This is a genomic window from Aminobacterium sp. EBM-42 (assembly GCF_001896635.1).
GTDB lineage: Bacteria > Synergistota > Synergistia > Synergistales > Aminobacteriaceae > Aminobacterium > Aminobacterium colombiense.
The window spans coordinates 1-11431 of record NZ_MPPC01000008.1 but is presented as its reverse complement, the minus strand read 5'-3'; the positions used below and the strand labels follow the sequence as shown (position 1 = coordinate 11431).

Sequence of the window (11431 nt, the reverse complement as noted above, 5' to 3'; positions counted from 1 at the left end):
GCGGCTGCCGTAATGGCAAGCTCGTGCATCCCAGGTATTTTTATTCCTGTGGAGATAGACAATCGACTCCTCGTCGACGGCGAACTTGTGGAAAATGTCCCCATATCACCCCTTAAGGATATGGGAGCTAACTTCATCATCAGCGTTGATCTCTTTGGCAAATTAAAGCAAAAAAAACCAGAGAATATTATAGAAGTGCTATTCAAATCCTTCCACATCGCGCTGGAAACCGCTACAAAACTTCAGACAGAGGAAAGCGATATTCTTATCAGGCCAGACCTTTCCCCTTTCAACACTTTCGATATAAGCAAAGCTGAGAATATAATCGAAATAGGGTATATGGAAGCAAAAAGAATGTTGGGGGAAAATAAAATTGTGGGTTAGTTGGACAAAGTCACAATCTAAGGTTATCTTTACTGGGGATTATATATTGTTCTTTTAACCCCCAAATTGGTGGCCATCCCTTTTAAGGATTAGAATATTCGTAATTATAATGGGAGGTCTAGACATGAAATGTCATCTTTGCAAAGAAAAATCATGCTACATAGGTGATCCCTGTAAAAAGACAGATAGCATTTCTCTTTACGACGATCCTCTCGACCGCAAACTTTTGGTAGTTGCAGCAGAGATCGAAGCTCTTTTCTACAAAGAAATATGCCGTGTAGATGAGACCCTTGAATTTACGAGAAGAATGAATTTTAAAAAAATTGGCATTGCCTTTTGCCTCGGCATGAGAAAAGAAGCAAAAACCCTTGGTGAAATTTTTTCAAAAGAATTTGAAGTGCACTCCGTATGTTGCAAGGTAGGGAGCATAAAAAAAGATGAATTTGAAATGGCAAAAAACCCTCGGATAGGGGAATATTCATGTAATCCTATAGAACAAGCAAGAATACTTAACAACGAAGGCACAGAGTTTAATATAGTTTTAGGTCTATGTGTTGGTCACGACTCTCTTTTTTATAAGTACTCGAAAGCCCCTGTCACAACAATAGTAACAAAAGACCGAAAACTGGGTCATAATCCTGTGGCAGCTCTTTATTGCCCTTATATACGATCAGATCTCGGCAAGGAGTTAAAATAAAATTAAAATAAAAAGTCATTTTTCAATTAACCGTTGTAAAAAACACCTAGGAACCCCCATCCCATTTTATGGTGGGGGCCCAGATGTTTTCTGTAAATACCTTTAAAAATTAAGTACGGATCATTATCCTAAGTTAAACAAAAAAGTTCTTTAGATTATCGCAATCTTCAATAGAACGACATTTTTGCAATAATTCAAGGGCTTTTGATTTTTCTACTTTAAGGGTCGCCAACTCGAGATATTTATCTTCTATTTCAAAATCCGTCATGGTGTTTTCAGGATCGCCCTTTGGATATTCGATAAAAAAGCTATAAAAATCACCTTGTATTGTTTTAATTGTGATCCTCGAAGCCCACTTCGAAGGGTATAAAGAATTCATTTCGTCAGTGGGCATGATTTTAACTACGGGAACTATTCTCTTAATACGAGGATCCTTTAGTTTTTCTTCTTTAAATTCTGTCACGCCAACCTTCCCGAACACTAAGGCACTAGCCAGGCAATAAGGTAGACAAAATTTTGCCGCTGGTGACGTGGAAAAATCGGTGTTTCCGACAAGTCTTAACGCTGTATCGTAGGTTTCTACAGTTATATCTTCAACATCTTCGTACGAAAAACCTTTTTGATCACGAAGCTCCAACGTAGCGTTAATCGGACCGTGGGTGTGACGGCAAGAAGCATAGGGCTTATAAACAGTCTCATTTATTCTGTAATTCTGTCCCATATCTTTAAAACTTTCACTAAAATTCGTCTCAGTAGAACAAGCTCTAAAAAAACCTCTATCCCCTTCCAGTATTCTTGTCGCTCCTGTAAAACCTTTTTTTGACATAAGAGAAGAGATAAGCCCGTTATAGGCCGCTTTACCACAGTGAAGATACTTTGTCATAGCCTTATCGGTTGCAAACTCCCAAAAACCCGCAGCCTGAGTACCTGCGTTGCCCAAAGAATAAAGGGTTTCTACTTCATCCAGATGCAAAAGCTTTGCCGTTGCAGCTGCCGCACCAAATGCACCACAGGTAGAAGTTGTATGCCAAATAGCATAATGGGAAGGGGATACTGCCTCTCCAATCCGTATCATTACATCATAACCAGCCACTATGGCTTCTATTAAATCTTTTCCGGAACTCTCCAAATACTCCGCAAGAGAAAAAGCGGCGGAAATTACAGGTGCTGCAGGATGGGATATGGAGCTTTTATGAACGTCATCCATTTCAAGAATATGGCAGTTATAAGCATTCACCATAGCTGCTTGGAGGGTCGTTCCCTTATTGAAACTCCCTATAAATGTGGCTTGTGACTTTCCTCCCATATCTGCCACAAGACTTTCAATGATAGAAGCTGCCGGAGTAGAGGAACCCCCAAGAACGCATCCCAACCAGTCTATAATGCATTTCTTAGCAATAGTTACTGTTTTCTGATCCAAATCAGAAAAAGAAAGAAACGATACGAAATCAGCACATTGCCTGCTGATTCCTTTTGTAATACCGGCCATACCCAACACTCCTTTGTTTCTATTTATCTCTCCCGCTCTTTTGCATAATATTAAGATAACAGAAGTCGGTGGCAAATTTCTTTGCCACTGACTTCTGTTTCGATCTCAGTTTATTTTAGGGCATCTTTATGAAATTATTTTCAGTGAGGCACTTTGTCATGTTCTGGGCGTACTGAATCTTTTCAGTAGCCATCTTCAGCAATTCCTCTCTAGAGAAGACCTTTCTGGCTATTCCCTGCTCAATTGCCTTCAACGCCACTGCTGTAGCGACTTCTGGGTAAACCCAGGCTTCATCCATTGTGGGGATCAGGTACTCTTCTGAGAGACCTTTTTTCTCAGCACATTTTGAGAGAGTCTGAGCTGCGGCAATACACATTTCATCTGTTATCGTTCTCGCCTGGACATCTAGCGTCCCTCGGAATATGCCGGGGAACCCAAGGGAGTTGTTTACCTGGTTGGGGAAGTCAGATCTTCCCGTAGCGACTATTCTAGCACCCGCTTCTTTGGCTTCCCAAGGCCAAATCTCGGGGATCGGGTTTGCGCATGCGAAAAGAATGGCATCCTTGGCCATGCGGGAAACCCATTCTTTCTTAACTATGCCAGGACCTGGTTTAGTGTAGCAATAAACCGCATCTGCACCTTCGAATAACACCTCGGGGCCACCCTCTATCCCTTCGGGATTTGTGATCTGGGCAAGGTGCCACTTCGCGTCGAACGCTCCCTTGAGCTCTGTCCTCCCCTTGTGAAGGGTTCCTTTGCTATCTGACATGATGATATTTTCAGGCTTTACTCCAGCACTAATTAATATTCTCGCTGTGGCAACACTTGCTGCCCCTGCCCCAAAGAAACGGACTTTCGCTTCCTCTATCTTTTTCCCTACAATCTTCAACGCGCTATATAGACCAGCGAGGTTTACCGCCGCTGTTCCCTGCTGGTCATCATGCCACACAGGTATTTTACAATCTTTGCGAAGCTCGTCCAAAATGTAAAAACACTTGGGCTGAGCAATGTCTTCGAGATTAATGCCGCCAAAACTTGGAGCTATAAGCCTAACTGCTTCAATGATCTTGTCAGGGTCTTTGGTATCAAGACAAATCGCCACAGCATCTACTCCGCCAAGATACTTAAAGAGAAGAGCCTTACCTTCCATGACAGGCATTCCTGCCTCAGGACCTATGTCGCCAAGACCAAGAACTCTTGTGCCGTCGCTAACAACTGCAACAGTGTTTGCCCGGTTAGTAAATTCATAAGACAAATCAATGTCTTCCTTAATCGCCTTACAAGGCGCCGCAACACCTGGAGTGTACCAAATCGCAAAATCGTCAACATTCCTGATGCAGCATTTTAGTGATGTCTGCATCTTTCCCTTATAGAAGGGGTGAAGCTTCATGGCATCTTCTGCTGGTTTCTTCGCTTTTTTGAGAAGATCTTCTTTGCTGAGCATAATTTTGGCCTCCTTAATGTCTTCCACGTCAAAAATTCGAATAGGTGCTTATTTTACTCTTTTACCTTCACTGTTTTAGGTGCACACATGGCTTTGAGGTCCATATATTTATCGAACTCTTCCTCGGAAAGATACCCTAGTGCCAAAGCTGCTTCTTTTAAAGTAGAACCGTCTTTATGGGCCTTTTTAGCGATCTCTGCCGATTTGTCATAGCCAATGTAAGGGTTGAGAGCCGTAACGTTCATGAGAGAGTTGGTCACGAAATGGCTGATCCTTTCCTCGTCTGCCTCAAGTCCAGACGCACAATGATCGTTAAAAGATCTCATGCAATCGGCAAGAAGGCGGGAGGACTGCAAGAAGTTAAGGATAAGAACGGGCATGTAGACATTAAGTTCAAAGTTCCCCTGACTAGCCGCAAATCCTACAGTGACATCATTGCCCATTACCTGGGCCACCACCATGGAAACTGCTTCACACTGGGTAGGATTGACTTTTCCCGGCATTATAGAGCTTCCCGGCTCGTTTTCCGGAATTAAAAGCTCTCCAATGCTGCATCGTGGCCCGGCAGCAAGCCACCTGATGTCATTCACTATCTTTAAAAGATCTGCTGCCAAGGCTTTCAAAGCTCCGTGAGCAAAGACAAGCTCATCCTTGCTAGTAAGTGAATGGAATTTATTGGGAGCTGTCTTGAAATCCTTTCCTGTAAGGGCACTTATCTGGGCTGCGACCTCCACATCAAAGCCAACGGCAGCATTCAGACCTGTACCCACAGCCGTACCACCAAGAGCCAGATCCTTAAGGAAAGATACGCCGGAGAGAATCATTTCTTCACTTCTCTCAAGCATCCGAACCCAGCCGCTAATTTCCTGCCCCAACGTCAGAGGTGTAGCATCCTGAAGATGGGTTCGGCCTGTCTTAACGATATCCATATATTGGACAGATTTTTCATGTAGTGTATCTTTCAATTGTTTTAATGAAGGAAGAAGATCATTTTCCAAAGTTAAAACAGCTGTTATATGCATAGCTGTGGGGAAAGTATCATTTGAGCTTTGAGACTTATTCACGTGGTTGTTTGGGTGAACCTTATGTTCGGGATCATTAAGAATCTGGTTTGCTCTATTCGCGAGAACTTCATTCACGTTCATATTAGACTGCGTTCCACTTCCAGTCTGCCATACTGCAAGGCCAAAGTTGCCTTCGAGTTTGCCTTCCAGAACTTCATCTGCTGCCTGGGCGATAGCCTTAGCTCTCACATCATCAAGAACACCAAGCTTGTTATTGGCAAGTGCAGCAGCCTTTTTAAGGATCGCAAAGGCCTCGATAACTTCTTTAGGCATTTTCTCTATGCCTATTTTGAAATTATCAATGCTCCGTTGAGATTGAGCCCCATATAATTTATCTACCGGAACTTTGACTTCACCCATCGAATCTTTCTCAATTCTATATTCCATAACACAGCCTCCTTAGAACATTTTTACCTATAAAGAAACACTGGGCTTAACCGTATAGTTCTTTGTTTCTCGTTTCTGCTTTTTCCCTCAGTTCCTTATAGACACTTACGCCATGGGAGTCCATCCCAACAACAAGAGGACCAAATTTGTGTGCGTCTAGCACCCATAAGGCCTCAGGAACCCCTAGCTCAAGCCAATGCACTTCTTTAATTTTAGATATTCCCTCGGCAAGTACCACAGCACAGCCGGGAGCGGCCTGAAGATATACCTGTCCTGTTTCAGCAAACTGCCTCAAACTATCTTCAGCTAACCCTCCCTTGCCAATAATGGCCCTGACCCCCAGGTCGGCAACCATCTTATAGTAGGGTTCCATACGGATACTAGTGGTAGGACCGATAACTACTAATTCATAGATGCCGTCTTTCTTCTTGTTGACTACTGGTCCTGCGTGAAAAATGGCTGAACCATTAAAGTCTACTGGCAACTTTTCGTTCTTTTCCAGAAGCTGCTTTATATTGAAATGTCCCATATCTCTGGAGGTGAAGATGGGGCCCTTAAGGTAAACCACGTCCCCTGCCTTTAACTCTCGTACTTCTTCTTCCTTGAGCGGTACAGTCAATAATCTCTCTGCCATTTCACATAGACCCCCTTATAAAAGAATTTCTTTTCTGCCATCAGGGTAAAGCCTTACATGGGTGCGCCGCGCTGCCCAGCAATGAAAAGAGATGGCTGCGGGGGCTATGGCTGTGTGAGTAGATACGGCTGCTATCTTCACCGCGAGAAGGGTCGTATCTCCACCTGTGCCTGCGGCACCCAAACCAAGGCTGTTTATGTTCTCAAGAAGTTCTTTTTCAAGGGCGGCATACCGGGGGTCCGGGTGAACATCGTTCCACCTGCGGGTACTTACCGCTTTTCTGGCAAGTTTGCAAGCAACGTCCATCTGACCACCTAAACCTATGCCTATGGCACCTGGAGGGCAGGGTTTGCCTCCTCCTTTAATTACTGTGTCAAGAACCCATCTCTTCAAACCTGCGAAGTCTTTATCTTTTTCTAGCTGAGCAACTGTAAAGATCTTCATAGCGTTGGCCAACTCTGCACCACATCCCTTAAAACTTAAAAGCATGTCGAGATACTCTTGGTCTGGGCAATAGTCGAATTCAAAGTTTGGTACCCCAACCCCGGAGTTGTCCCCCGGGTTTTCTCGTGTGAGTGTATCAACCATACTCGGACGAAGAAGATGATTCTTGGTTCCCTCAACAAGGGCGTCCGCCCAAATTTTTTTAATATCCTCTCTCGGAGAAGATTTGTCTCCAAAACTTACGTATATGGTGGGAAATCCTGGAGATTGGCATAAAGGCTTTACTTTCTCCCCAGCCATTTTCGCGTCGTCAAGCATGGCCTGCATCATGCTTTTGGCCGTATCATTTGTTTCTCTCTCTAGAGCAGCTTGCATCATTTCTTTAACATCTGATGAAATAGATGTGGTAGAACTATAAATCATGTCGTAAACATCTTGATAAAGATTTGGATACCGTACCAAATTAACCCCCTCCTTGTAATAATTCGAGCCCTCGTAAGGGCAAATGACTGTGCGATATTTTCTTCATATATACAGACAGCCGCACAACTATTAATCTAAGAGGTAATGCGGAAGGAAGGTGATGATTCCCGGCACAAGCAGCAATATGACTATTGCTATAAACGAAACTACTAAAAAGGGAACCAATGCCCTGTTTGTCTCATCAAACGACGCTCCAGCTATTCTAGACGCAACATACGAAGTTACTGCCACTGGTGGGGTATACATACCTATAGAAAGGTTCGCCACCATCAAGCCGCCGAAGTAGACTGGGTCTATTCCATACTGTCGCACTGTAGGAAGAAAAAGGGGCACCAAAAGCATTATTGCAGCTGAGCCATTCATAAGCATTCCAGCCACAACCAGGATCACCTGGGATACTATAAGGAACATGATGGGAGTTTTTATAATAGAGGTAGCTGCTATCGTCAGCTGCTGAGGAATTCCCTCCCTCGTGATGACGTAACCAAAAGCAGCCACGGTACCAAGCACAAACAAAATCGCTCCTGAAGTAACGCCACTTCGGAGAAGTATCGAAGGGAGATTTTTCAGCTTTATGGTTCGGTTCACAACCATTCCAACAAACAGGCTGTAAAAGACTGTTACAGCAGCTGCCTCCGTCGGAGTAAAAATCCCTGAATATATCCCGCCCAAAATTATCACTGGAGCAATAAGCGCCCATATGCCTTTTCTTAAAGCCACAAGAAATTGAGATAAAGAAAATGGGGTCACGCTGCCATATTGCGCTCTTCTGCCAACGTGTATCTCATAAATCATGAAAAGAACACCAAATAGAATACCCGGACCTATCCCCGACATGAGCATCTTCGCTATTGAGGCCCCTGAGGCAGCACCATAAACCACCATAAGGATACTTGGAGGAATAAGAGAACCCAACGGCGACGAAGCCGCAATGACCGCACTTGTGTACGCTCTTGGGTACCCTTCTTCTGCCATTGGCTCAGCTACTATTGATCCAATAGCGGAAGCAGTGGCAGGTCCTGATCCAGATACAGCACCGAAAAGCATGGATCCCAGCGTAGTAGTTAACGCTAGGTTTCCCCGCACCCAGCCAAACATGCTTTTTGCCAGATCTACTAATGCTTTAGAAATTGCCCCGTCAAGCATGAGATCACCTGATAGGACAAACAATGGAATAGCTATGAGTTCAAAAGAGTTGCATCCGGCAAAAAGTCTCTGAGCGACCAAAAAGAGAAAAGCAGCCTGGCCTTTGAGCAAAAAATAGCCAACAGCAGTAAGCCCAAGAGAAACAGCTATCGGAGCACCAACGGCGATGCTTATAGCCAAAATTGCCAGCAACCAAGCCGTTAACATTTGCAGTCCCCCGCTTCCTTGTTGTTATGTTTACTGATAACGCGATATATATGTTCTGCAGTAAATATCAGCATCAAGATCGCACTCACAGGAACTATTACTTGAATGTAAAGCATCGGTATATCCATACTGTCCGCCAAAACGTTAATTCCACTAGTTTTGACCCAATATAGGCCCTGGTAGCCCAGAACTCCAAAAAAAATAATGCAGAATATATCACTTGCTAACATGAGAATACGCCGAAAATTACCTTTAACAGCATTCTGAACAATTTCTACATTTAGATGGGCGCCCTTACGGACCCCGCTGACAGCACCCAATAATGAAGCCCATACAAACAGGTACCGACCCATTTCCTCAGTCCACGCGGCTGGAATGTGAAGAATAAACCTGTTGATCACCTGAAAAAAGACTATAAATGCAAGGCTCGCCATTAGGAGGGGAACCAGAAAACGATCCAATACTGCCTCAATACCATCACATAGGTACGTAATAGCAGATCTCGTAGGACTCGCCCCCGTTGTTGCTTTCTTTGTCATTTTGCATCACCCCTACATTAATCTATTCGCCAACACTGCCACTATGAGGGGCGGGTGGTCTCTGGGATGGGACCACCCGCTCTAAGCAATAATCTAGTTACTTGACGTCTGCAATTTCATCCATTAGGGGCTTGTGCTGCTCGAATTTATTGTAGTAGCCTGCATCTTCTAATGCCTTTTTCCATTCTGCTGCGTCGCCTGCGTTAAACTTCACGCCAAGCTTAGTGAGTTCAGGTATAAACGTTTCGTGCATATTACTTCTGTAGTAGTTCCACTGCCAATCCGCTGCTTCGACAGCACATTCCAAAATAGCTTCCTGAATATCCTTGGGTAAGCCATCGTAAACCTTCTTGCTCATTAAAAGCGGTTCAAGGTAGACAAAAAGTGTTACATCGTTCATATTCTTTGCAACTTCGTAATGTTTATCAAATAGAACGTTGGCCACACATTGAACTTCAGCGTCTACAGTGTTAAGTTGAAGGGCTGTATAGACCTCTCCATATGGCATAGGGCTCACTACGCAGCCAAGCGCTTTTCCGAATTCAATCATTGTGGGGGCTTGCTGGGTTCTCAACTTGATACCCTTCATGTCTGCTGGGCTGCCGATTGCCATTGTTGATGTTACATGCTTAGGGCCATTGAGGAGGAAAGAGGGCACCATAATGCCTTTTGCCTCGAACCAGCTGCCCATCTTTTTACCAAAGTCTCCGAACATTGTTTTATGGGCATGATCCAAGTCTCTAAAAACAAAGGGAAGCTGTACCACCTCAGCTCGAGGGTCATATCTTTCTAAAACAGCACCTGACACCAATGAAAACTCCAAAGCGCCCATGGCCACTGCCTCCGCAGTATCCTTCTGCGTACCAAGTTGACCACTTGGATAGATATCTATCTTGACACGTCCTCCAGTTTTCTCCTGCAACAACTCGTTAAATTTAGTAGCTCCCATCCAATAAGGGTGCCTCTCCGGCATCTCGATGGCAAGCTTAAAAACATACGTATCAGAACTAGCAAAAGCGCTTCCCATTCCAAGCGTGCCAACCAGTCCGAAAATCAGGCCCATTACGACAAACAAAGCAAGTCCTCGTAGAAACCTTTTCATATGTTAAACCTCCTCCTTTTGGCCATATCAGCCACCTGCATAAATTAATAAGACCTCTTCCAACAGGCAATAATAACGAACGATCAATTTATCACCCTTGACATCTCGCTTATTGCTTCTTGTTGATTAACATCCCTCCCCCCGAATACAGCTCGTTTGTTCTAACTAACCTCCCGAACAACTAGCACCCCACGTGATAAGGGTGAACTAACGATGTATATTGCATGTAAAAACGCAATAATGCGAACTTTTAAAACCTGCCCTAGATCTTTTGCCTTTACTGTTGCACAATAGGTTCTTAAAACTGATCATGGAATACTTTGTCATTCCTCTTGCTGAGGCAAAATAAATGTCACTTGATCAAGGTGACTCCTCATTAGCTCTTCTGCTAATTTGCGGTCCTTTTCTTGAATCGCCTTGAAAATCTCTTTATGGTCTTTGACTATGCCAATTGGGTCACTATGAATTCTCTTTGAATATTTACGGCTGCGTTGTTGGAGATCGTGAAAAAAAAGATAAACCAAAGACAGGATTCTATTCTTAGCTGCTTCGACAATTGCCAAGTGGAAACGAAGAGATAGTACTTGAAGCTTTTCCACTTCTTTATATTCCTTATCCATCAGTTCAACCAACTCTTCCAACCTCTTTAAATCATCCTTATCCCTTCTTTGAGATGCCAAACCTGCTGCTTCTACTTCAAGAATCAGTCTTATTTCTTTTAGCTGATTAACTGTTTCAATTTCATCCCCGCTGTCAGAAATTATTTCAATAATTTCCGTAATGGGAATGCCTCCAAGCCCTTTGATCAAGGTTCTTCTCCCATGCTGCCTTTCAACCACACCAAGAACTTGGAGCTTGTTAAGCGCTTCCCTAAGGGGAATTCGGCTCACTCCAAGTGTCTTTGCTAAATCTCTCTCAGAAGGTAAAAATTGGCCCGCCTTTAGCGATCCATCTTTTATGAGGTCTTTTAACTTTTCTAAAATTTGCTCTTGCAACGTACGAGTTTTTATTTCCTCAAACATAGAAAGTGACATGGCGTCTTTACCTCTCTACTATAGGAATTTGAGTGGGAAGTTAAGTTGAAAAGTTAAGTGGGGAGTTAAGTGGGAAGTTTGAAAAATGTTTTATTTGTTTGGTACATGGTATACCACATACCATAATTTGTCAATTGCCACCAGGCAGGGGGTTGTAGATGGGCCAGAGTTTTATTCTGTTTACTTAGGTAAAGTGAGCAGCAGCACAGCAAATCGCAATAAATCTCATAAAGAAAGAAAAAATAGGACTAGCCCTTGGGGGAGGCGCTGCTCATAATAGACAATCTCGGAGATGTTTCCTTTGACGAAGCCTGTATCCCCCTCGCGATGATAGCAACGGATATTACAAGCGGTGAAAAAGTGGTGCTTAAAAGTGG

At 43.7% G+C, this 11431-nt stretch carries 11 protein-coding genes; 2 read left to right on the top strand and 9 right to left on the bottom strand.

All coding sequences use genetic code 11. The annotated features are described in order from the left end of the window. Both BUC50_RS01830 and BUC50_RS01825 read left to right on the top strand, forming a co-directional pair. Positions 1–384 (top strand): patatin-like phospholipase family protein (locus BUC50_RS01830; RefSeq protein ID WP_286677080.1); only part of this gene is annotated, 384 nt, incomplete at its 5' end. A 124-nt stretch (positions 385–508) separates the two neighbouring features. Further along, entirely contained in the window at positions 509–1081 is a 573-nt protein-coding gene (locus BUC50_RS01825; protein WP_213700303.1) for a DUF1847 domain-containing protein, read from the top strand. Positions 1082–1214: 133 nt separating this feature from the next. Here BUC50_RS01825 and BUC50_RS01820 read toward each other — a convergent pair whose 3' ends face one another. The 9 genes from BUC50_RS01820 to BUC50_RS01780 all read right to left on the bottom strand — a co-directional run bounded on the left by BUC50_RS01820 (position 1215) and on the right by BUC50_RS01780 (position 11054). Then, positions 1215–2570, bottom strand: coding sequence for an MmgE/PrpD family protein (locus tag BUC50_RS01820; protein WP_213700302.1), 1356 nt, complete (start codon positions 2568–2570; stop codon positions 1215–1217). 115 nt (positions 2571–2685) lie between these two features. Continuing rightward, positions 2686–4014 carry an NAD(P)-dependent malic enzyme gene (locus tag BUC50_RS01815; RefSeq protein WP_213700301.1) on the bottom strand — a complete coding sequence of 443 codons (1329 nt, stop codon included), beginning with the start codon at positions 4012–4014 and terminating at the stop codon, positions 2686–2688. Positions 4015–4067: 53 nt separating this feature from the next. After that, on the bottom strand, positions 4068–5465 hold the full coding sequence (fumC, locus tag BUC50_RS01810; protein ID WP_213700300.1) for a class II fumarate hydratase: 1398 nt from the start codon (positions 5463–5465) through the stop codon (positions 4068–4070). A gap of 46 nt (positions 5466–5511) precedes the next feature. Beyond that, a complete protein-coding gene (locus BUC50_RS01805; RefSeq protein WP_213700299.1) occupies positions 5512–6099 on the bottom strand; it encodes a FumA C-terminus/TtdB family hydratase beta subunit in 588 nt (195 codons plus the stop codon). 15 nt (positions 6100–6114) lie between these two features. Further along, on the bottom strand, positions 6115–7005 hold the full coding sequence (locus BUC50_RS01800) for a fumarate hydratase (RefSeq protein WP_286677079.1): 891 nt from the start codon (positions 7003–7005) through the stop codon (positions 6115–6117). A 90-nt stretch (positions 7006–7095) separates the two neighbouring features. Continuing rightward, positions 7096–8379 (bottom strand): TRAP transporter large permease, encoded by a 1284-nt coding sequence (locus tag BUC50_RS01795; protein ID WP_273313109.1) that lies wholly within the window; start codon positions 8377–8379, stop codon positions 7096–7098. Further along, positions 8373–8918 (bottom strand): TRAP transporter small permease, encoded by a 546-nt coding sequence (locus tag BUC50_RS01790; RefSeq protein WP_273313106.1) that lies wholly within the window; start codon positions 8916–8918, stop codon positions 8373–8375. Before BUC50_RS01790 ends, BUC50_RS01795 begins: the two co-directional genes overlap by 7 nt. A gap of 97 nt (positions 8919–9015) precedes the next feature. Next, positions 9016–10020, bottom strand: a complete 1005-nt coding sequence (locus BUC50_RS01785; RefSeq protein WP_286677078.1) for a TRAP transporter substrate-binding protein — start codon at positions 10018–10020, stop codon at positions 9016–9018. Positions 10021–10343: 323 nt separating this feature from the next. Continuing rightward, positions 10344–11054 (bottom strand): FadR/GntR family transcriptional regulator, encoded by a 711-nt coding sequence (locus BUC50_RS01780; RefSeq protein WP_273015064.1) that lies wholly within the window; start codon positions 11052–11054, stop codon positions 10344–10346. Positions 11055–11431: the final 377 nt, after the last annotated feature.

Coding starts and splice junctions, on each gene's coding strand:
- BUC50_RS01825 (WP_213700303.1), top strand. CDS start 509: ATGAAATGTCATCTTTGCAAAGAAAAATCATGCTACATAGGTGATCCC.
- BUC50_RS01820 (WP_213700302.1), bottom strand. CDS start 2,570: ATGGCCGGTATTACAAAAGGAATCAGCAGGCAATGTGCTGATTTCGTA.
- BUC50_RS01815 (WP_213700301.1), bottom strand. CDS start 4,014: ATGCTCAGCAAAGAAGATCTTCTCAAAAAAGCGAAGAAACCAGCAGAA.
- fumC (WP_213700300.1), bottom strand. CDS start 5,465: ATGGAATATAGAATTGAGAAAGATTCGATGGGTGAAGTCAAAGTTCCG.
- BUC50_RS01805 (WP_213700299.1), bottom strand. CDS start 6,099: ATGGCAGAGAGATTATTGACTGTACCGCTCAAGGAAGAAGAAGTACGA.
- BUC50_RS01795 (WP_273313109.1), bottom strand. CDS start 8,379: ATGTTAACGGCTTGGTTGCTGGCAATTTTGGCTATAAGCATCGCCGTT.
- BUC50_RS01790 (WP_273313106.1), bottom strand. CDS start 8,918: ATGACAAAGAAAGCAACAACGGGGGCGAGTCCTACGAGATCTGCTATT.
- BUC50_RS01785 (WP_286677078.1), bottom strand. CDS start 10,020: ATGAAAAGGTTTCTACGAGGACTTGCTTTGTTTGTCGTAATGGGCCTG.
- BUC50_RS01780 (WP_273015064.1), bottom strand. CDS start 11,054: ATGTCACTTTCTATGTTTGAGGAAATAAAAACTCGTACGTTGCAAGAG.